18 protein-coding genes are annotated in these 21,614 nt (G+C 67.1%); 12 read left to right on the plus strand and 6 right to left on the minus strand.

Going from position 1 to position 21,614, the window contains the following annotated elements:
- Together VM221_14155 and VM221_14160 are read left to right on the plus strand one after the other, a co-directional pair.
- Positions 1 to 282, plus strand: a 282-nt coding sequence (locus VM221_14155) for a M24 family metallopeptidase (protein HUT75965.1), incomplete at its 5' end; no start/stop codon positions are given.
- 39 nt (positions 283 to 321) lie between these two features.
- Entirely contained in the window at positions 322 to 1,317 is a 996-nt protein-coding gene (locus tag VM221_14160; GenBank protein ID HUT75966.1) for a DUF6786 family protein, read from the plus strand.
- Here the strand turns inward: VM221_14160 and VM221_14165 are convergent.
- The 5 genes from VM221_14165 to VM221_14185 form a co-directional block, all read right to left on the minus strand.
- Entirely contained in the window at positions 1,289 to 3,571 is a 2,283-nt protein-coding gene (locus tag VM221_14165) for a hypothetical protein (GenBank protein HUT75967.1), read from the minus strand. The two genes, VM221_14160 and VM221_14165, sit on opposite strands and share 29 nt — an antisense overlap.
- Positions 3,572 to 3,665: 94 nt before the next feature.
- Positions 3,666 to 4,571 carry a polysaccharide deacetylase family protein gene (locus VM221_14170; protein ID HUT75968.1) on the minus strand — a complete coding sequence of 302 codons (906 nt, stop codon included), beginning with the start codon at positions 4,569 to 4,571 and terminating at the stop codon, positions 3,666 to 3,668.
- A gap of 74 nt (positions 4,572 to 4,645) precedes the next feature.
- Positions 4,646 to 5,758: a molecular chaperone DnaJ gene (gene dnaJ, locus VM221_14175; GenBank protein HUT75969.1), complete on the minus strand. Its 1,113-nt coding sequence runs from the start codon at positions 5,756 to 5,758 to the stop codon at positions 4,646 to 4,648.
- A 24-nt stretch (positions 5,759 to 5,782) separates the two neighbouring features.
- On the minus strand, positions 5,783 to 6,013 hold the full coding sequence (locus VM221_14180; protein HUT75970.1) for a DNA-directed RNA polymerase subunit omega: 231 nt from the start codon (positions 6,011 to 6,013) through the stop codon (positions 5,783 to 5,785).
- A 457-nt stretch (positions 6,014 to 6,470) separates the two neighbouring features.
- A complete protein-coding gene (locus VM221_14185) occupies positions 6,471 to 6,608 on the minus strand; it encodes a hypothetical protein (GenBank protein ID HUT75971.1) in 138 nt (45 codons plus the stop codon).
- Positions 6,609 to 6,931: 323 nt separating this feature from the next.
- Between VM221_14185 and VM221_14190 the strand changes: the two genes are divergently transcribed.
- From VM221_14190 to VM221_14200, 3 genes are read left to right on the plus strand one after another with little or no spacing between them, the layout of a single operon-like run.
- Positions 6,932 to 9,154, plus strand: a complete 2,223-nt coding sequence (locus tag VM221_14190; protein ID HUT75972.1) for an SNF2-related protein — start codon at positions 6,932 to 6,934, stop codon at positions 9,152 to 9,154.
- Entirely contained in the window at positions 9,151 to 10,299 is a 1,149-nt protein-coding gene (locus VM221_14195; GenBank protein HUT75973.1) for a hypothetical protein, read from the plus strand. The genes VM221_14190 and VM221_14195 overlap by 4 nt, the downstream gene beginning before the upstream one ends.
- 55 nt (positions 10,300 to 10,354) lie before the next feature.
- Positions 10,355 to 10,588, plus strand: a complete 234-nt coding sequence (locus VM221_14200; protein ID HUT75974.1) for a DUF433 domain-containing protein — start codon at positions 10,355 to 10,357, stop codon at positions 10,586 to 10,588.
- A gap of 1,235 nt (positions 10,589 to 11,823) precedes the next feature.
- Here VM221_14200 and VM221_14205 read toward each other — a convergent pair.
- Positions 11,824 to 12,069, minus strand: a complete 246-nt coding sequence (locus tag VM221_14205) for a hypothetical protein (protein HUT75975.1) — start codon at positions 12,067 to 12,069, stop codon at positions 11,824 to 11,826.
- A gap of 416 nt (positions 12,070 to 12,485) precedes the next feature.
- Here VM221_14205 and VM221_14210 point away from each other — a divergent pair, with 416 nt between their 5' ends.
- The 7 genes from VM221_14210 (at position 12,486) to VM221_14240 (ending at position 21,219) form a co-directional block, all read left to right on the plus strand.
- Positions 12,486 to 12,932 (plus strand): MarR family transcriptional regulator, encoded by a 447-nt coding sequence (locus tag VM221_14210; GenBank protein ID HUT75976.1) that lies wholly within the window; start codon positions 12,486 to 12,488, stop codon positions 12,930 to 12,932.
- Positions 12,929 to 14,437 carry a TolC family protein gene (locus VM221_14215; protein HUT75977.1) on the plus strand — a complete coding sequence of 503 codons (1,509 nt, stop codon included), beginning with the start codon at positions 12,929 to 12,931 and terminating at the stop codon, positions 14,435 to 14,437. The genes VM221_14210 and VM221_14215 overlap by 4 nt, the downstream gene beginning before the upstream one ends.
- 297 nt (positions 14,438 to 14,734) lie before the next feature.
- The gene (locus VM221_14220; protein HUT75978.1) at positions 14,735 to 16,201 is read left to right on the plus strand and encodes an efflux RND transporter periplasmic adaptor subunit; all 1,467 of its coding nucleotides are present in this window, start codon (positions 14,735 to 14,737) and stop codon (positions 16,199 to 16,201) included.
- Complete coding sequence (locus VM221_14225) at positions 16,198 to 16,971, plus strand: ABC transporter ATP-binding protein (protein HUT75979.1); 774 nt, start codon at positions 16,198 to 16,200, stop codon at positions 16,969 to 16,971. Before VM221_14220 ends, VM221_14225 begins: the two co-directional genes overlap by 4 nt.
- On the plus strand, positions 16,968 to 18,398 hold the full coding sequence (locus VM221_14230) for a hypothetical protein (GenBank protein ID HUT75980.1): 1,431 nt from the start codon (positions 16,968 to 16,970) through the stop codon (positions 18,396 to 18,398). The genes VM221_14225 and VM221_14230 overlap by 4 nt, the downstream gene beginning before the upstream one ends.
- The gene (locus VM221_14235; protein HUT75981.1) at positions 18,395 to 19,885 is read left to right on the plus strand and encodes an efflux RND transporter periplasmic adaptor subunit; all 1,491 of its coding nucleotides are present in this window, start codon (positions 18,395 to 18,397) and stop codon (positions 19,883 to 19,885) included. Before VM221_14230 ends, VM221_14235 begins: the two co-directional genes overlap by 4 nt.
- Entirely contained in the window at positions 19,882 to 21,219 is a 1,338-nt protein-coding gene (locus VM221_14240; protein HUT75982.1) for an ABC transporter permease, read from the plus strand. The genes VM221_14235 and VM221_14240 overlap by 4 nt, the downstream gene beginning before the upstream one ends.
- The last annotated feature ends 395 nt before the right edge of the window (positions 21,220 to 21,614 follow it).

Raw genomic sequence — 21,614 nt, forward strand, 5'->3', positions numbered from 1 at the left:
GTTCCGGCGCGCTCCTGGTACGAGGAGCGCGGCTGGGTCAAGTACATCGTCTGCCCGTTCGCGCACACCATCGGCCTGCACGAAGCGGAGGGCCCTTTCTTCGGGCCGCACGGCGAGGACGAGATCAGGCCCGGGATGACGGTGTGCATTGACGTCAGCTTCTTCGGCCATCCCGAGTTCAACGGCGCGCGCATCGAGACCGGCTATGAGATCACCGCCGACGGCCCCGTCCCCCTGAGCCCGAAGATGGACAGGTTCTTGTGCGACGAGATCGGAAGGTAGAAGCGGCTGGCCACCGGTTGCGCGGAGCTACGCACGGTCATGCGCATTGACGAGCTGGTTTCACTCTTCGAGCAAGGGCGTCGGCGCCACCTCGTGCTCGGCGACGCCGATGCCGGTGTGCTGGTCGGCCTCGACCTCGAGGGACGCATCTATGCCTTTCTCGACGGCGCGGTGGTCAACCGCGTTAACCCCGACGCGATCTTGCAGCAGAGCCACGCCGGTCAGTACCATAACCCCGGCGGCGATGGCTTCTGGCCCGCCCCCGAGGGGTCGCGCGTCGGCTACTTCTACGCGGCGGGGGAATGGCGCGTGCCGCCCGGCCTCTCCGGCGCGCGCTACCGCGTCCTTCACCAGGACGATAAGAGCGCCGCCATCGCCGCCGAGATTGACCTCATCAACAATGACGGCGTGGGCGTGCCCGTGGAGTTTCAGCGAGACATTTCGGTCGAGAGCTCCCCAGACGCGATGACGCTCACCGTAGGCGACAGCATCCGTTACCTGGGGAAAGCGCTGCTGCGGCAGGGCGACGCGAGGATCGCGCCGTGGACGCTTTCGCAGTTCGACACGTCAGCGGGAATGGAGGTCGTGTTCCCCGGGGTGCCGGAAGCGTGTGTTTTCGACCTCTATGACCCGGCGGACGAACTGAGGTGGGGCGACGGCGACCGGTGGCATGTGAAAACCGAAGGCGGCACGCGCTTTCAGATCGGGCTTGCGCCGCAGGTGGATTGGATCGAGCTGCATATCCCCCAGCGCAACCCTTCGACAGGCTCCTTCGACGTTGCTCAGGACAGGTCAGGGCAGGCTCTGCGCATTCGACGATGCAGCGACCCCGCACCGGACGGGTGGTCCTACGCAGATATCGCCGACCGCCCGCCGCAGGAGCCGCCGGCGGACGCGCCGACCCGGTATAGCATCTACAACGACGCCACGGACTTCATGGAAATCGAGGCCGCCGGCCCGTGCCTGACGGAGTTCGCCCCCGGCGCGGCGATCGGCCATCGCGTCGTCACCGAGTTCCGCTGCGGGCAGCCGTGACGCGGCCGCAAGCAGGTGGCGCCGCCGGACGGTCCAATCGCCGCAGCGTATCCAGGATCTGCTCGAGGCCCAGGATTTTCTCCCGCACGTCGTTAGGCAAGATGAAGTACTGCATTGACGCCTCGAAGCCCAGCCGCGAATCCGATCGCAGCAGCTGATAGTAGCGTCGTGCCAATTCCAATTCGTCCGTGACCAGTGCGCGTAGCTCCGCGCGCCCGCGCCGGGAACGGAGCCGGCTCTCCCTGGAGGCGCACAACCGCAGGTGGTTGACGAGGCTCCGGCAGCACAGCCAGAAGCACTCCGCGACGCCGTAGTCGCGTTGTGCGGCGGCGCGGTGTCGGGCGTCGGCGTTATCCAGGGCGCACCGCAGGCACGCGAGCCCCTTCTCCCAGCCGGCGGCGATCTCGCCGAAGACCTGGGCGACGGTCTCCGGCCCGTAGGGGTCGCAATAATTCTCGGGGTCGTCGCTGGGCCAGAACATCAGCGCCCGCTGACCGGTGGGTTGGAGCGACCATTCCGCGGCAGGCGCAATGTGAAGGCGCGAGCAATACTGCAGCGGGATCGAGAAGGGGTAGCGGCGGAACGCCCGGGAGAAGCGCCGCCATGCCTCGACCACCGTCTCCGCGTTGCGGGGGCCGTAGTAGAGCCCGGCGACGCGCCGCAGCGTCTGCTCGGGGCGCGGCCTGGCGGCGCGGCTCAGCTCCCGCGCCACCAGCAGGTTGGGCGAGGGATAGCCGCCGAAAATCCATGCCCCCATGAATCCCGCGTACCCGTTGTCGCGCACCGACATCATCTTCTCGGCCACCAACTGGAGCACCGGAATATAGGGCGCTCCCAGGAACTCCGTGCTGTTGGAAATGTGAATGCGCGCGAGCGACCGGCGCCCGAGGCGGTCGAGCGCTCGTCTCTGGACGGCGGTGAAAGGCCCTTGCCGGGGCTGGCTGATCGAATACTCCCAGACGCGATTCTCCACCCCGCCGCGGCGCACGCGGGTGCCGTACTCGAGGTTGAGCAGGGGCGTAACCTTGGCGGGCAGCTTGCGGAAGATGTAGTCTCGCGCATCCGCCGCGAGGTCGAGCCGGGTGACATCCGCGTCACATTCTTCGCGCTTCTTCAACATCCATTGCCAGCCCCAGTTCCACGCCACCAGCTCCGGCGCGCGCCCGCTGGCGTCAATGCCCTCCTGCATCAACGCGAGCACCTCGGCCACCACCTCGGCGGGGCGCCGCTCGCCGCAGCGCGGGCATTCGCCGCCGCGGCCGTGCGACCAGCAGTGAGTCGGGTACTCGCTGGCCGAGATGTCTATCAGTCCGCGCAGGCCCGGCAGGGTGCGGCACAGCTCGCGGATGGCGTCACGCACCAGGGCTTTGCCGGCGGGCGTGCTGGTGCAGATGTGATAAGCTCCCCGGGGCAGGTGTGTCCCCGCCCCGCGCAGCTCCGGGTGGCGGCGGAAGAACGCCGCCGGCTGCGCGCGCGGCTCGCACAGGTACAGGTAGATGCCCAGCCCCGCCCGCCCCGCGCGTCGAATCAGCGCCCTGATCTTCGGCAGCAGGTCCTCGCGCTTGGCGCCGAACTCGGGATAACCGCTGAGTCGCACGAGGTCGAAGAGGATGATGGGAAACCACAGCGCGTCCGCGCCGAACTCGCGCAGCAGGCGCAGGTGCGTTGGCGTCGTATGCCCAGGGTCGAAGGCGGTGGGGTTATGAGGCGTATCGAAGGGATGCATGATCCGCGGCGCCAGCGCCCAGGAGGCCGTAGGCGAGACCGGGGGCGGGGACACCTCCGCACGACCGTGGTTCAGCGCTTCGAGAAAGGAGAAGCTGTCCTCCGCGGTCTCCGGCTCACGGATGGCGCGCAGCCGGTCGCGCAGGCGGTGCGCCGCGCCGCGTTGCGCGGCGCTGGGAGCGCGGTGCTCCAGTCGCGCGCGCGCTGGTTTTGGGGGCACCTTGTAGTCGAGGAAATCATCCTCGCGCATGAACTTTCCCAACTCGCTCGCCGTCATCCCCAGCAGCGACTGGATCTGCTCCAGCGGAAGCAGAAACCAGTTGCGGCGTATCACCAGGCTGCGAAAGCGCGAGCGGTGGCGCTCCAGGTCGGAGGGCTGTTCCGCCAGCCCCAGATCATGCGCAAGGCGGCGCACTTCCGACACGGAGATCCCCAGCAAGGAGGCGAGATGTTTCGCCGCCAGCAGGTCCCAGTTGCGCCAGATGAAATGATAGAGCCGGCTCGGAAACCGCGTGATCCGCTGCATCATGGGCGTTGCCCTTCTCCTCGGACCGCGACCCGCTCCCGGCGCTTCCGCCGCTTCCCGCGCGTCACGCCGGCCTTCGCCCGCGCGGGGAAGCTGCTCAGCGCCAGTCCGCGGCAAGCTGTTGCGCCGTCATGAAGCGCGCGTCGAACCGCTCCCTGAGCCCGTCAATCAACCGCGCCAACTCGCGCAGCGCCACCGCGCCGCAGTGCTTGACGATGAACTTGGCGGGGAGAATCGCGCCCTCCCCGTAGCGAATGAGCCCCTGGGGCATGGCCGCGAACTCCCACGGGTGAAAATAGAAGCACAGCACGAGCGGGAGCCGTTCCCGGGCCACCACCCGGGCAAAGCTCTCCAGCCGTCGCATCACGAACTCGTGCCCCCGGGTGCGGAACTGCGGCCACAGGTCGCGGTCGCGGCCGTGCGCATCGCGGCTGCGCATACCCATATCCGCTACGTTCGGGATCTCGAGAATCTTCATGCGGCCGCTGCGCCTCCAATCGCGCGCGCTGGGGTGGTACGGCGCCAACTGCTTCCCGTAGAAGAACATGGGGTAGCTGGCATCGGCGACATAGCCCAGGTCCTCCAGCGTGCGGACGAGCGCCGTGCTCCCCCACAGCCGGGGTGCGCGGAACGACACCGGCTTGCGGCCCAGGGCGCGCGTGATCAGCGCCTCCGCCGCCCGCAGCCGCCCCGGTATCTCCTCCGGCAGCAGCGGCTTGATGCCGGGGATGGGTATGATCTCGTCGCCCATCGTCTCATGATGGAGGGAGTGATTCCCCACTTCATGGCCGGCGTCGCGCACCGTGCGCACGACCTCGGGGTGCTGCTGCGCGGCGTCGCCGGTGAAAAAGAACGTCGCGGGTATGCCCTTCCCCGCAAGCAACGCTAGCAGCCGCGGCGTACCCTCGACGACCCCTTTGTAGAAAGGGGTCCAGCTGCCGATGTCAGTTTCCATGTCGAAACCGAACACCACCCGGGCCGATCGCGATCGTGGAGCCATCATCTACTGGCCTCTCCTCGCGGGCGTGCTGCGTTTCCAGGGCTGAGGGAAATGAACGGCCGCACTGCGCACGGTGCTTACCGCCCGAATGCGTCCTTGACGCGGTCGAAGAGCTTGCGATCTTTGTCGTCAACCTTGTCGCCGCCGGCGGCGGCGAACTTCTCCAGCAGGCGGCGCTGCTCGTGGGTGAGATGGGTGGGCACCACCACGCGCACCACCACGTGCTGGTCGCCGCGGCGTCCGGAGTGCAGGTCCGGCATGCCGTGGCCGCGCAGGCGGAAGACGGCGCCGCTCTGGGTGCCGGCGGGGATGCGCACCTGCGCCTCGCCGGAGAGGGAGGGAACGCTGATGTCGCCGCCGAGGGCAGCGGTGGTGAAGGGCAAAGGCACCTCGCAGATCAGCTCCGTGCCCCGGCGCTCGAAGATAGGGTGCTCGGTGATGTGGACCGAGACGTAGAGGTCGCCGGCGGCCGCCCCGCGCGGCCCGGCGTCGCCCTCGCCCTGCAATCGCAGCCGGGTCCCGGACTCGACGCCCGCCGGCATGTCCACCGTCAACTGGTCGTGTCGGCGTTCGCGCCCCGTGGCGTGACAGTTGGGGCAAGGATCGGATTGCACCTCGCCGCGTCCCTGGCAGCGCTCGCAGGTTGCGACGGTGGCGAAGCGCAAGCCAAAGATGGAGTCAGTGGCGTGGCGCACCTGGCCCGCCCCGTGGCACACCGAGCACGTCATCGGCCGCGAACCGGCCTTGCTACCGCTCCCGGCGCACACCGAGCACACCCTCATGCGCGAGACGTGCAGCGAGCGCCGCACCTCGTGCGCCGCCTCGACCAGGGTCACCTCGACCTCGCATTGGAGGTCGGCGCCCCGCTGCTCGACCGGCGCCCGCGCCGTCCGCCCCATGCCGCCGAAGAACGATTCGAAGAGGTCGCCGAAGCCACCGAAGTCAAACTCGTCAACTGCCCCGCGGCCGGCGTGGCCAAAGTGGTCGTAGCGCGAGCGCTTGTGCGGATCGGACAGCACCTCGTAGGCCACCGCGACTTCCTTGAACCTCGCCTCGGCGGCGGCATCGCCAGGGTTGACGTCGGGATGGCATTCCCGCGCCAGCCGGCGGTAGGCCCGCTTAACCTCCTCGGCGGTCGCGTCGCGCGACACGCCGAGTATCTCGTAGTAGTCCTGTTGGGTGCGCATCATGCAACGCCGGCACGGGCGGCGTGCCTATTCGTCCCGGCCGCGTGTCACCTTGACATGTCCCTTGGCGACGTCCTGCAGCGCGCGCGCGATGTAGCTGGCGGGGCTCGGCCCCAACGGCACCCCTGCCGCCCTTTCCTTCATGTGGCGTGCCCGCTTGGCCACCGCCATCACCAGCGCGTATTTTCCGAACTTATGTGACAGTCGGTCCACCTGTACCTCGTGCCCTTTCCCGGCTGCGGCTTCGGTTTTTCTCATCCAGGGCTTACCTCGCGGAGCGGCTCGCCGCTCGTCATCATTCCGGCCTTGTAGAAACCCGAAACTGTAGTATAGGCGGACTGACCGTATCCCGTCAATCCCAATGCGATCCCGGGTGTGGGTTCCACCAGCTTGATGGACCTCCTGCAAGCATTCACCTAGCTAGTCGCCGGCTGTCTGAGGGAGGTCTGTCCAGACACGTGGTATCGATGTGACGGCGCAGGTGCGAATGTCGATGGCCGTTGGCCCGAGGGGGCTAGACGGACGCTGAAACCCTGTGCCTTTCACTCCGAGGTGCCGATCCAACGCAGCATAGAATGCGCTGCGCGGCAACCTGGCATAGGGATCGCCGTAGATAAACAACGGGGAATCGGCAGGTGGCTTGCGGATACCTTCATGTGCAAGCGGTTGATCGGTCACTCTATTCGCCGCGAGCGCTGGCAACTACTGCTCCCCGTCACGGAATCTCGGACTTTACCACAGGGCTGCTAAAGAGAATCAGCCCTTTTCGATTCTCGCTTTCTAACTCAGCAGGACAGGCGCTCAACACCACCACCTTCACCATCAGGGAGACGCCAGCCTGGAAAACCTCCATGCCCGGGCCCTCCACGAGAGAGAAAGTGGCGCCTGATGGCGCCGCCGAATCTCCTCATATGATAGAATAGCTGGGGATCACGTGCAAGCCAAACGGGCCCCGGAGGTGTCCCACTGCTATTTGGCATCCACAACCAGCCCCTGACGACCGCAGCGTATGGTGGACGATTCTCCCCAGGCAGAAGACTTCGCAAGCACCATGACAACTGCGCGGCATGCGGGATCTCGTCGGTTCGGCGGGATGCCGCGTAGTACAGGTTTGCCATGAACGAACCGGCCATTCCTGCCAACACGCCACGCGACCCGTCCGCCTGGGTTGACGCCTTGAACGAGGCATTCGCCTCACGGGCGCCGCACGCGCAGGAGCTGGCGGAACAGGCCGTCAGGGAGTGGCCCCGGGAGCATGAGATTCTGTATCTCGCGGCGGTTGCCGCCTTGCTCAAGGAGAACCCGGAGCGGTGCCTGCGGCATCTGAAGCGCATCCGCAGAGACTATGTCGTTGACAACCGCCATCACCTGCTGCGCGCGATCGCGCTCGCGCAGCAGGGGGTCAGGGAGGGCGCACGAGAGCTGCTGCGGAAAGTCGGTGTGCGCGATCCCGAACAAGCGATCCCTTGGTTTCTCGCGGACCCGTCGCTGTGGTCGTGGCTGGTGGGGTGGTTAAGGAGGATCCGCGCCTACGAGCCCCCTCGCGCAGGCCGGGGGCGCGGGAAAAGGCATGCCTCGGCCCGGTCAGCGAAACGGTCATCCAGCGACAAGGCTCCTTCCGCGCCCGCAGCGGAAGCTCCCGCGCTACTGCCCGAAGTGCCGGATCTGCCGCGTCACGAGCCCGAGATACCGATCCGCTTCGAGCTGCTCAATGCGAACGCGATCATGCTGGACCGGCCGGCGCAGGGCGAGGAGGCTTCCGACTGGTACCGGTTACGTGCCGAGTTCACTCACCTGAGCCTGCTGCGCGAGTTCGACGAGTTGCTGTGCCTGCCGCTGCTGCATCAGGTGCAGACCTATTGGTACCAGGTGGAGACGGTGCGCAAGGTGCTCAGATCGTTCCGCGGCCGGGTGCTGCTGGCCGATGAAGTGGGGCTGGGCAAGACGATCGAGGCCGGCATGGTGTTGAAAGAGTACCTGCTGCGCGGGATGGTGCAGAAGGTGCTCATCCTGACCCCGGCTTCCCTGGTGGGCCAGTGGCAGGAAGAGATGGCGACCAAGTTCGACATTCCCTGCGCCACCAGCTATGACAGCCTGTTGAGGAGCGATCCCGACGCCTTCTGGGCACAGCCGCGCGTGATCGCCTCTATCGCCACCGCGCGCCGTCAGGAGCACTTCGCGCGCCTGACACAGCAGGCATACGACTTGGTTATCGTTGATGAAGCCCATCACCTGAAGAGCCGCACCACCCACAACTACCGGCTCGTGGACGCCCTGCAGAAGCGTTTTCTGCTCCTCTTGTCTGCCACCCCGGTGCAGAACAGCCTGGTGGAACTCTACAACCTGCTGACGCTGCTGAAGCCGGGCATCTTCAAGACGGAGAGGGAGTTCCGCGGCGCCTACGTGACTCCGGGCAAGCCGCGCCTCCCCGTCAACCGAGAACGGATGCACGAGCTGATGCGCGATGTCATGGTGCGCAACACCCGCGCCCTGGTTGATGTGCGCCTTCCCGCTCGCCACGCGGTCACCCTGCGCCTGGAGGCGACCGGCGAAGAGCAAAGCTGCTACCAGGGGCTGGATCAGTTGGTGCGAGAGCTGCACGCGAGCGCGCCCGGGCATCACCGGCTGGCTTTGCATCACCTGCTGAGCGCCGCCGGCTCCTCCCCCAACGCCGCCGCCGCCGCCCTCGAGCGCTCACGCGTGGGGAAGGACGAGCGTTGGCGCGCCCTCTCCGAGCGCTACCGCCGGATCGCTCGCGGCGCGAAGGAGGCCGCGCTGCTGGACCTGCTGCGGCGCAATCCGCAAGAGAAGAAAATGGTCTTCGTCCACCATCGCGAGACTCTCCGGCACCTGGAGGCCGTGATGCGGGAGCAGGGCATCTCGTTTGCGCGCTTCGAGGGCTCGCTGTCGGGGCCCGACAAGGACGCCGCTATCGAGGAGTTCCGTGAGCGGGTGCCGGTGCTGCTGTCCACGCAATCCGGCGGCGAGGGACGCAATGTACAGTTCTGCAACACCCTGATCAACTTCGACTTGCCCTGGAATCCGATGGCCATCGAACAGCGCATCGGCCGCCTGCATCGCATTGGGCAGACGCGCGACGTCTTCATCTTCAACCTGGCAGCCCGCGACACGGTGGAAAGCCAGATGCTGCAGATTTTGGATGAGAAGATCAACATGTTCGAACTGGTGGTGGGGGAGATTGACGCTATCCTGGGCGAACTGGATGAGCGGCAGGACTTCGCCGACATCGTCCTCACCACCTGGCTGGAAACCACCGAACGGGGCCGCCCCTCCGCGTTTGCTGACTTGGGCGAGCGCATGGTGAAGGCGAAGCAGCAGTATGAGGCGATCAAGGAGCTCGATACCGCCTTGTTCGGCGACGACTTCGAGACCGTATGATGAACCAACTCCAGCAATTCTTCGCCAAGTTGCTCGAGACCTGCGGGGCGGCGGTGGAGGTGATTGACCCGGAGGGTCTGGAGGTGCTCGCGCCGCCGCCGGTGCAGCAGGCGCTGGGCCTTGCCGAGTGGGCGCGGCTCGGTTTCGGCGCTGAGTTACCCGACAGCGCACAGCGCGTCACCCTGGAGTCGCAGATGATGGAGCGCGTGTCGGCGCTGCTGGGAGAGCATGGCCGCCACGCCCGACGAATCCTCGCTCCCGCCAATCCGGCGCTGGCCAATCCAGAGCGGATGCTCGAGCAGAACCTGTGCTTGCTGAATGCCACCTACCGCCTGGAGGGCGTCGCACCGGCGTGGACCTGTTACCAGATTCTCAGTTTCGGCTACACCGCCATCTCCGACGAAAAGCGAGACGGCATACTGGCATTCGGCTTCAACCGAGCCACCGGCGCGACGTTGGATGGCATGCTGCCGGAGCTGCTGGCCGGCGCGGAGGCCCTGCCATCGTTGCAGCAATCTCCCATGCTTGCGGGCCCGCCACTCCCCTGGGAGCGCCGGCAGTTCAGCGCGATCCTGGAGCGCACCCTGCCCTTGCGATTGCGCCATCATCTGCAACCCTTCTTCAAGAGCATGTCTCGCCGCCAGGAACGGGACTTGCAGCGGCTCTTCGCCTATCACCAGGACTTGCGGCGCGAGGCCGCAATGCGGCTGGCCGCGCTGAGTATGCGAGGGGAGTTGACCGAAAGGCAGCAGGCCGAGCAGGCCCGCGAGCGCCAGCGGCTGGAGGCGATCGCGCGGGAATACCAGGCCAAGGTCGCGGACGTGCGACAGAAGTACGCGATGAAGGTGGAACTGGCGTGGCTGCAGACCCTCCAACTGGCAATGCCGACGCAGCGGGTTACGGTGCGCATCAAGCGCCGCAAAGGGGAGCGCCTGTTCGCGCTCGACTGGAATCCCGTCGTCCGCAAGCTGGAGCAGCTCCCATGCGAATACAGCTACACGTGGGAGCGCCCCCGTGAAGTCTGCGATGACGCCCTGCACCTGGTCAGTCCTGCGGCGCACGGCCCCTGCCCCGCCTGCGGCAAAGCCTTCTGCCGGGCCTGCCATCCGGCAAGATGCCCAAGATGCGGCCGGGCTCCAGACTGATCGTTCGCGCACCCTTGTGCTATAATGACTATAAGAGCCGGATGAGACCTGCGCCATGCCAACCACGCGGTTCGAACGCATCACGGTTGACTCCGACATTCTGGGCGGCAAGCCCTGCATTCGCGGCCTGCGATTCCCGGTCTCCCGCCTGCTGGGGCTGCTCGCCGCGGGCGAGGATGCCCAGTCCATCCTGGCGGAGTATCCTTACTTGGAGCCCGGGGACATCCAGGAAGCCCTCTCCTATGCTGCCGCTCTGGCCGAAGAGGAGGTTGTCGAGTTCGCTCGATGAAGTTCCTCGTGGACTTGCCGGTATCGTCCCGCGTGGCTGCCTGACTCAATAATCGCGGTCACGATGTGTCCACGCATCATCCCTGGGCCTCGAACGTGCATCTGATCGCGAGCTGCTCAACCGATCCAGTGCCGAAGAGCGCGTGGTCATCACTGCCGACACCGACTTCCCCCACCTGCTCGCCCCGTCGGGGCAGGAGTCATAGACAGCCCCCCTCCTGCGAACCGTCTTCCGCTATTGCCGCGTGCGACAGTCTCGCCAGTGTCCTCACCGTGACCAGCGCTGCAGCGCCACCAGACCGCCACTCCCGTTTTCGGCCGGCGTTGGCCGTGGGGCCACGATTTCACGCTCAATAAGCCGAGGGTTTCTCATTGCGAAGGCCAAAGGCGTGCGCCAAGAAACCACAACATGCCGAAAGAGCGCCACTCAAGCGCCACCAGACCGCCACTTTGTGCTACCATACATGCGGCAGGAGCGGGCCATCCTGACGCCGGCTTACAGGCCCCGCTCCTCCGCCTGAACAGTCTCTCAGGAGGGATAGGCCGGTGGTATGGGTCAAGAGGGTCGCCGGTGGCCTGGCCATCGGCATTGCTATCCTACTCGCAGTTGGTTACAGAGAGCTTCAGTGCGTTCCCATCGGCGGGGGGCGCATGAAGTCTTCTCCAGACGGCCGTCTTGAGGCCAAGGTGTTCAATCTAACCCAGCATTTTTTCTGGGGAGGACATCGCGATTGGACGGAATGCTCTGTCACCAACAGGACTACTGGGGCGCAACTTTGGAAGAAGACGGTAGAGCACAACAATGCCCAGGTTGCCTGGCGATCCGCGGGCGAGATAATATGGGCCCCTGACTCATCAAAGGTTACCTTCCGCTATCCTCGGCACGACGGCAAAGGGTTTCTTGTGCATATCGAATCCCCGCCTCTACAAGCTTCCTCAACCGCCCACAAACCCGAGGTGTCCTAGCGTATACTCTGGCCATTTCTTGCAGCAAAGGATGGCGCAAGCGTGCGAGCACGCCGGTTTTGCGACGAAGGGCGTTTTTGCCCATGAGCGCGAGAATCCACGCCAGCAGCGCCGCCGCTTGCAGCGCGCGGCGCATTTCGCCCACCGTCTGTTGGTCGTCGCGCAGCACCAGCAGCAGCGTCGTCAGATGGCTAGGCTTCAGCGGCTTAGGCCGCTGGCCGCCGCCCCGGCCGCAGGCCTAGGGGCCGCCCACGGCGGTCGCGGAGCGACCTAGCCGCTGCAGGCGACGAAGCTCAGCGCGACATGTCGCTCGCTGGCCTGACGTGAGCGCACCTGGTAGTGGCCCCAGGCGAAGCGCTGCTTGAGCTCGCGGTAGGCGATCTCCAATGAGAAACGCATGGCGTAACGTTCGATGATGTCGGCCGACGACAGGGATAGATCGGTGGACAGTAGCGCCGCCCGCTGGTGGCGGGGCAGGTCCACGATGGCGGTGCGGTGGCGCTGGCCAACAGACATCGGCATTGCGCTTGAGGCGCGTGAGCACGTGATGGCCCAGCTCGCGCGCCCCGCGCAGGAAGTCGCGGGTGGCATAAGCGCCGTCCGCCAGCACGTACAGGCATATTGGGGCCGGCCAGCGCACGGCGCGCAACAAGCTCAACGCCAGGGGGATTTTGCCGCGAAAGCCTGTCCTGAGCGGAGCCGAAGGGTCGGCGGCGGCGCAGTCCTTAGCGCGCACATAGAGCGCGGCGCGCAGGGGAAAGCACAAGGCGCGAGTGACGGTCGGCCCTGCCACTCCCAGCGTCACCCAGCAGGACAGAACCCCTCCTCTTTTCCCCCTCCAGCCGTTTACACACAGAATGGCACACAACCTTTTACGCATCAATTATTGACACACAGATAGTCTTACTATAAACTAATGGTGAGGTGCTTCTATGCCAGCATCTGAGCCGGCCGCGATGGATGCCTGGCGCAGCTTCGTGCGCGCCAAGTGCGAGATTCGTCGCTCCATCAACCGAGAGCTCAAAGAGCATGGGTTGACTAACTCCCAGCTGGACATCTTGCGCGTGCTGGCCGGCGCCGGCAGCAAAGGGGCCAAGCTGAACGAGGTTTCCCACCGCCTTTACGTTACTTCAGGGAACATTACGGGGTTGATTGATCGTCTAGAGGAGGCGGGTTGTCTCGCACGGGTTCCGCATCCCGAGGACCGGCGCATTACGCTGGCGGTGCTGACGCCCGCCGGGCGCGAGGTCTTCGAGCATATCTACCCTTCCTACGTCGCGCGGATCCAGCACCTGATGTCAGTGCTCACGGATCAGGAGCAGGCGCTGTTGGGCGACCTGCTCGCGCGCATCGCGGATCAGGCAGCGGAGATGTCATGAGAACTCACCTCGTAGTCGCAATCATCTTGCTTACGGCGGCGACGCCGGCGCTGGCGGCCGATACCGCGGGACCGTCGCCCCAGATGTGGGAGCGCGTGCGAGCGGCCGGGTCGGTAGCGGTCGGTCTCAAGCCGACGCCCTCGCCTCAGGCGCCCGCCACGCTGAGCCTGCGGGAATGCCTTGCCCTGGCTTCCGCCCACAACTCGGGTTTCCGCCAGAGCCTGCAGCAGCTCATCAACGCCCGGCAGGGGCTGTGGGTGGCCGAGCAGCGCTTGTTCTACGACGTGAGCGCCGGCGGCGAACGGGAGCGGAACCCGGGCAGCAATGCCGAGACGGCGCTGACGGGCTCGGTCGGTGCGCGCTTGGAGGCGCGGACCGGCGGCTCGCTGCAGGCAAACGCGGGCACGGGCACGCAGGGAACCTTCGGCGATCTGCTTTCCCAGCGGCCGGCGCTCAGCCTGAGCTATGACCAGCCGTTGATGAGGGGCATGGGGCTGGCATCCTCGACCGCGGAACGTATCCGCAACGCGCGCACCGCGCTGGCAAGTCAGGAGCTGTCATTCTTCGACGCGCAGCAGGAGCTGGCGCGCCGCGTCATCGAGGACTACTTCGCGGTGCTGCTGGCGAAGGGTGAGGTCGAGATCGCCCAGCGCGCGGTCGAGCGGGCGAAGGCGCTCTATGACATGAACTACGCCAAGTTCAGCGGCGAGGGCCTCGCGCAGCCGGGCGAGGAATGGGTCAGCCAGGTCGCGGAGTTGGACGTGGACCAGGCGCGGCTGAGCTGGGAACGGTCGAAGCAGTCGCTCATCAGCGATCAGCAGGCGTACCGCGATGCGATGGACCGCCTGCTGCTCAACCTGGGCCTGATCCCCGGCGCAACGCCGGAGCTGACCACCGCCATCGCCTACTCGCCGCAGGAGTATGACGAGGCCGCGCTGGTTCAGATGGCGCTTGCGAACAGCACCGACCTCGGGCGACTGGAGCTGAGCGGGCAAGATGCTGCGGCGTCATTGCGGATCGCCCGCAGCCAGAACCTGCCCGACGTTACCGCCAGCGTCGGCGTCAACGACCTCGGCGAAACCATCAACGGCACCACGGTCAGCACCGGCTGGTTCGGCGGCATCCGGGTCGAGGCGCCGCTGTTTGACCGCGGGCGGCGCGAGGACATCGGGCGGGCGGACCGCGCGCTGCAGGTGCTGGAGCAGAGCACGGTGGCGGCGCGCGACCAGGTGACGCAAGCGGTGCAGCGCCTGGTGCGGGCGGCCACCAGCTCACGGCAGCGTATAGACATCGGCGAGCAGGCGCTGGCGCTGGCGCGCAAGAATCGGGAGGCCGCGCGGGGTATGTATGATGAGGGGCTGAGCGATTACCTGCGCGTCCTGGACGCGGAGGATCGGCTGGTGGAGGCGGAGCGGTCACTGCTGCAAGAACAGGTGCAGTACTTCTTGACCACGGTGCGGATCCGCAGGGCCCTGGGCGAGGATGTCAGCCAGGGATTGCCGTAGAAGCCCGGATTGCTATGGATCCGGGCGTGCTCGATCTTGATGGTTGTGGTGAGGGTACGCAGTTCGCTGTGAAAGGGCGCACGCCTTGCGCCCCTACGGAGGCCGCGGCGGATGCCCACTCTACGCGAACATACCCCGCGATTCGGGCTGACGGGGGTAGGGCAAGGCATGCGGCTAGGTCGCGCCGCGACCGCCACCCCGGCCCAACGGGCTTAGGGGCCTTGCCCCGACAAGGGGCTTACGGCCCCTTCGATTCTGCTCAGTGTGGGCGCGCGCCCGTACACCACAGGAGCACTCGTGTCGAGACGTAATGCTACATGGGGTTTGGTGCTGATCGTGCTTGCCGCAGGCGTGGGTTTCGCCTGGCACGCCGTGCGACCGCATGACGCCGGGAAACGGATCCCGGTCACCGCGGCGACGCGCGGGGAGTTCGTGGTAAGCCTACCGGCGGAGGGGCCGCTGGAGAGCGACGACGCGGTGGTAGTCGGCACCGGTAAGGCGCCAGGCGAGCTGACGATGATTGTTTCCGACGGCACGGTGGTGCGCGCGGGAGAGGTCTTCTGCCGCATCGAGGCGCGCGACCTGCTGCGCCGGCAGGCGGACGCGAAGCTGGCATCCACCCAGGGACAGGAGGAGATCGAGCGCACCCGCGAGAGCGCCCAGGAGCGTTACGAGACAGATCAGCGCAACCTCGAGCAGTCGCAGAAGGACTTCGAGGTCTGGCAGGAGTCGGTCGGCGTGCGCACCAAGCAGGGCGAGGACCAGCTCGCCTTCGACCGCGCTGAGGCCGAGCGCCTGCGACAGGAATACGAGCGCAGCCAGCGCATGGCCGCCAAGGGCTATGTCGCGGCCTCGGAGGCGGACATCGCCAAGGCGACCTATGACGCGCAGCAATTCAAGGTTGAGCAGAGCGCCAAGGATCTCGAACTGAGCCGCCGCGAGATCGCCGCCGAGCTGCGCCAGCGGCAGAGCCAGCTCGACGCCGTCAAGCGCCGCACTGGGATCTCGCGCAGCCGCATCGAGGATCGGGTCAACCATGCCAGGAGCCGCGCCGAGGTTGCCGCGCGCGAACTCGAGACCATCACGGCCGCGCTTGCCGACACCACCATCACCGCTGCCGCCTCGGGGACGGTGTCGCTGTTCTCGACCTTCCGCGGCGGGGAGCGGCGGCCGTGGCGCGAGGGCGACCAGGTGTCCTCGGGCACGCCGCTGGGCAGCATCTCCGGCAACCGCAACATGTCCATTCGCTGCCGCATCAAGGAAGGCAACATCGCCGCGCTGCGCAAAGGCCAGCAGGCGGAGATCGAGTTCGCGGCCCTGGCCGGGCGCAAGTTCACGGGCGTGGTGTCGTCGGTGGGGGCGGTCGCGCGCGAAGTGTGGATATGGGAGGATCCCACCGCCGAGGCCAATGAGCGGGTCTTCGACGTCCTCATCAAGGTCAACCCCCCGCGCGCCGCGAATGCCGGGGGTCTCAAGCCTGGCCTCAATGCGCGGGCACGCGTCATCGTCAAGCGCCTGCCCGACGCGCTGTTCGTCCCCCTGGACGCGGTCTTCGAGCGCAACGGCAAGAGCTTCGTCTATGTCAAGCGCGGCGATGGCTTCGAGCGCCGGGAGGCCCAGACCGGCGACCGCAACGAGGTCGCGGTGGTGCTGCGCTCGGGGCTGGCGGCGGGGGAGCTGGTCGCACTGTCGGAGCCCGCTTCGACGAAGATGCTCGGGACCGGTTCCGCGCGCGCAAGCGGGGCAGTGAGGACGTCGTCATGAGCCTGGTCGAGGTCCGCGGGCTGACGAAGACCTACCACACCGGCACGGTTGACGTGCACGCCCTGCGCGGGCTGGACTTCGACGTCAACGAGGGCGAGCTGGTGGCGATCATGGGGCGCTCGGGGTCGGGGAAGACGACCCTGCTCAACATCATCGGCTGCGTGGAGCAGCCGACGCGGGGCCGCTACCTGTTGGCCGGGGAGGACGTCGAGCGGCTCAATGACGCCCAGCGCTCGACCCTGCGGCTGCGGCGCATCGGCTTCGTGTTCCAGGCCTACAACCTGCTGCCGGGGATGTCCGCGCTCGACAACGTGCTGCTGCCGACGGTTTACAGCGGACTCGACAAGGCGCCGCGGCGCGCGCGCGAGGCGCTGGCGCGGGTGGGGCTGGCGGGACGCGAGCATCACCGCCCGACCCAGCTCTCCGGCGGCGAGCAACAGCGCGTCGCCATCGCCCGCGCGCTCATCAACCACCCGTCCCTGATCCTCGCCGACGAGCCCACCGGCAACCTGGATACGCGGCGCGGCCAGGACGTGCTCGCTCTCTTCCAGGACCTCAATCGCGAGGGCATCACCATCGTGCTGGTGACCCACGAGGAGCAGGTTGCCCAGCACGCGCGGCGCGTCCTGCGGCTGCGTGACGGCCGGTCAGCGAGCGACAGGCGGATCGCCGAGCCCTTCGACGCCCGCGCCGTGCTCGCGCAGATGCAGGCCGACAGCGACGACTGGGACGAAGACGGCGACCGGGCCGAAGGTGAGCAAGAGCGATGAAGCGCATCATCGTCATCGCGCTGGCGGTCATTGTTGTCGGGCTCATCGGCTGGAGGTGGCGCGCGCTCGAATCGCGGCACACCGCGACCGCCGCGCCGATCCGGACCGCCGCGGTCACCCGCGGCGCGCTCGTGGTCACCCTGCCCGTCAACGGGGCGCTCGAATCGGCCGAGGAAACGCCGGTGCGCATTGACCTCGCCGGCACGCTGCTCGATATCTGCCAGGACAACGCCCCGGTCAAGCCGGGCGACCTCGCCTTCCAGCTCGACATCAAGGACCTGCGCGATCAGCGCGATATCCTGGAGCGCGCGCTCACCGACGCGCAGGAGGCGGAGAGCAGCCAGAAGGCGGACAATGTCACCCGCACGACCCAGGCCGAAAGCGACGCAGATGCGGCGCGGGAATCGTCGAAGCTGGCGCAGGAGAAGGCACAGGCCGAGCGCGAGAAGATCGCCGCCCAGGTGAAATTCGCCGAGAGCGAGGCCGCCCGCGCCGAGCGCGAGCTGGCGCGCGCGCAGCGCCTCGCCAAGCTTAACTACATCGCCGGCACCAAGCTTCGCGATGCCGAGCAGGCATATCGCCAGAAGCAGTTCGAGTTGGAGCAGCAGAAGGCGCAGGCGGCCGACACCGAGAAGCGCACCGCCGAGCAGGTGCAGGATGCGCGGAGCGCGCTCGACCTCGCGCAGCACGCGCTCGAGACGGCCAAGGCCGATGCCAGGGTCCACGCCGAGGACGCCCTCATCGCGGTGGCGGAGGCGCAGCGCAAGCTGGCGGACGTGGATAGGAAGATCGCGCAGAGCACGGTCCAGGCCCCCGTCGCCGGCCTCGCGGTGATCCAGACCAATACCGCCAACTGGCCCGAGCGGCGCCCGTATCGCCTGGGCGACCAGGTGCAATCGGGGGCGGCGCCGGTGATGATCTACAATTTCCGCCAGATGCAGGTGCGCTCGCAGATCGGCGAGATGGACATCTCCCGCGTGCACGTCGGACAGGACGCCTTCGTCTCCTCGCCGACCCTGCCCGGGCGGCGCTACCGGGGCAAGGTGGCGATCGTCGAGGAGCTGGCCCAGGATTCCAATGTCTGGCAAGGCGGCACGCCGGGGAAAAAGGTATTCGGCGTCCTGGTGAAGCTCGCCGAAAGCGATCCCGAGCACCTGCGGCCGGGCATGACGGTTGACGTCGAGATCGTCCTCGACCGCGTGGCGCAGGCGACGATGGTCCCCATCCGCGCGGTTTTCAAGGAGCGGGGCGGCTCCGTCGTTTACCGCGTGCGCGGCGCGGGCGAAGCGACGAGCGTCACCTATGAGCGGGCGCCGGTGAAGGTGGGCAAGCGCAATGACCTGCTGATGGAGGTGCATGGCGACCTGCGCGCCGACGACCGGGTGGCGCTGGAACGTCCGCCGCAGGTCAGGGGAGCGAAGTCATGACGCGGCTGCGCGCGATCATATTCAGCCTGGCCGCCGTCGTTGCTGTCGGCGCGGCCGGGTGGGGCGGGTGGCGAGTCATCGGTGCGCGAAACGGTGCGTCCCAGCATCGGGCGTTGCCTGCGGCGAAGGGCGATCCCCTGGTGGTGACGACCACCGCGCGGCGGCAGGACCTGCTCATCACCGTGACCCAGACCGGGGTGGTGGCGGCGCGGAACTCGTCGCCGGTCATCCCCGAGATATCGGGGCGCATCCAATGGATCTGCGCCAACGGCATCGTCATCTCCGCGGGCGAGCCCCTGGTGCGTCTCGATCCCACCACGTTCCAGGACCAGGTCACCGACCTCAGCGTGCGCTACGACAACGCGGTGCGGCGCCAGGCAGAAGCGGAAGCGGCGCGCATGACGCGCATGAAGGAGATGCGGCTGCGCCTGCAGCGCGCGCAGGATGATGTCGCGGCCTTCGAGCGCCAGCAGCAGGTGGCCCTGCAGCAGGCGGCGGACGCCATCGCTTTCCACGCCAAGGAGCTTGAGCAGCGGCGGCAGGAGGTCGAGGTTAAGCGGCGGCTGGCGGCCAAGGGCCTGGTGCCGGGCACTGAAGTCGAGCGGGAAGAGGCGGCGCTCAAGGCCGCGGAGTTCTCGCTGCAACGCGAGCGCGGCGACTACGAGCTGAAGAAATCGCAGTCCGCCGCCGAAGTCGGCGGCCGCAGGCGCAATGTCAATAACACCGCGCGCGACATGTCTCGCACCCGCAGTTGGACGGAGCGCGATGTGCGCATGACCGGCAATGAGGTCGAGAACTTCGAGCTGCAGCTTGCCCGCGCGCGCGAGGATCTGGCGAAGACCACCCTGACCGCGCCCGCCGGCGGACTGGTGATGCTGTCGCCGCAAGGCGGCCGGATGGGGGGATCGCGTACCCCGCGCACGGGCGACTGGGTATCCCAGGGGCGCGAGGTCGCCGCCATCATCAGCCTCGGCCGGATGCAGGTCAAGCTCGAGCTCGACCAGGAACAGATTGCCGGCGCCAGTATGGGACAGGCGGCGGAGGTCACCATCGAAGCCCTGCCGGGCAAGGCGCTCAAGGGGCGGGTGACCGCAATCGGCCAAAACGCGCGCCGCCCGCCGGTGCAGGGATGGATGGGGCTGTCATCGTCGGCGACCTTCCCCGTGACCATTGACCTGCCCCCGATCGGCAAGGCGCTGATTCGCCCCGGCATGCGCGCCGGCGTGCGCCTGGTCGCCCGCCGCATCAAGGATGCGATCGTGGTGCCCAGCGGGTGCATCTTCCGGCGCGATGGCCGCGCCGTAGTGTTCGTGCAGCGCAACGGCAAGTTCGCGCCCGTTGCCGTGGTGACCGGCGGCACAAACGGCGACTACACCGCCATCAAGCAGGGCCTGCGGGCGGGCGAACGGGTCGCGCTCAACGACCTCGGGCAATCCGCTGCGGCCGCGGCGTCGGCGCCGGCCAAGATCAAAGAGCCGCAGCGGTGACGCACAACCGACCATGGCGGATCAACCTCGCGCCATTCACCGCGCCCGTCAAGACCGGCTTCCGCGAGCTGTGGAGCCACAAGCTGCGGTCACTGCTGACGATGCTCGGCATGATCTTCGGGGTGGCGGCGGTGATCGCCATGGTCTCCATCGGTGAAGGCGCGCGGCAGGAGACTCTGCGGCAGATCCAGCAGCTGGGCATAGACACCCTGCAGGTGCGGCGAGTGGCGCTGGTGGGCGAGATGCAGAACGAGGCGGCGAAGAAGTCGCCCTACGGCCTGAGCTACGGCGATGCGCTGGTGCTGGGCGAGCTATGCGATTTCGCGCAGCGGGTGGTGCCGTCATGCCGCATCTTCGGCGCGGTCTCGGCCGGCGGCAAGACGGTTGACGCGCGCGTCTTCGGCACCGCCCCGGGCTATCTCGAGACATCGCACCTCGACGTCAGAGAGGGGCGCTTCATAGATGACGAGGACGTCGCGCGCCGCGCCCACGTTTGCGTCCTGGGGGCCGAGGTCAAGCGCGACGCCTTCGCCTTTGAGAGCCCGGTCGGCAAGTTCGTCAAGATCGGCATGAGCAACTTCCGCGTCATCGGCGTCATGAAGGAGCGCGTGCTCGAGACCGCGGACACGACCTTCACCCTGCGCGACCTCAACCAGGATGTCTATATCCCCATCACTGTCGCCATGGAAGACTTCCAGCTCTACATGGAGAAGGCGATCCCCATGAACCCGGAGGCGGTGATGGGGCTCGTCAACTCGATGTTCGAGCGGCCGCCGCTCAACCGCCGCCCCATCAGCGAGATCGCGGTGCAGGTGCGCGACCCCGACCGCACGGTGCCGGCGGCGCAGGTGGTCAAGCGCATCATCGAGCAGCGCCACGGCGGAGTCGCCGACTTCGAGATCATCATCCCCATCGAGCTTCTGCGCCAGCGCCAGCAGACCCAGAACATCTTCAACGTCGTGATGGGGGCGATCGCCAGCATCTCGCTGCTGGTCGGCGGCATCGGCATCATGAACATCATGCTCGCCACCGTCACTCAGCGCGCGCGTGAGATCGGCGTGCGCCGATGCATCGGCGCCAAGCGCGGCGACATCGTGCGCCAGTTCCTCGTCGAGTGTCTGGTCATCACCATGATCGGCGGCCTGATCGGCGTCGGCGGCGGCATCGGGGCGGCGCAGGCGATCTCGCACTTCGCTGGCTGGAGGACGGTGGTGGCGGGCGCGGCGGTGGCGCTGTCGCTGGGGGTGTCGGTGTCGGTGGGCCTCATCTTCGGCCTCTATCCCGCCATCCGCGCCTCCCTGATTGAGCCCATGGAAGCCCTCAGAGGCGAATAGTGCGGGCGGCTGTGAATCTGGAGCATGGGCGCCCCCGCCCGTGAGCTTGGAGCATGGGCGCCCCCGCCCGTAAATCTGGCCGCATTCATCATGTAGCACAGCCGTTTCCGAATCCCGATGGCTAGGCCCTTCGGGCCGCCATGGCGGGCCGATCAGGCGGCCCGAGCCATCTATCGGGGCCCTCGGTGGCTAGGTCGCAAGGCGACCGCCACGTCCCTAGGTCCCGACTTCGTCGGGCCGGGATGGCGGCGGCTACTAGTGTAGTGTCCCGATGATGGCTTTACAATGGGCGACCTTCTCCAAGATAGCATCGACCTTTTTCGTCCAGACGAACGGTTTGGGATTCTCGTTGTTGACCCGGATGAAATCTTCGATCGCCGCGACGAGTTCCGGGA

The sequence above is a fragment of the Armatimonadota bacterium genome (genome assembly GCA_035527535.1).
Classification (GTDB): Bacteria; Armatimonadota; Hebobacteria.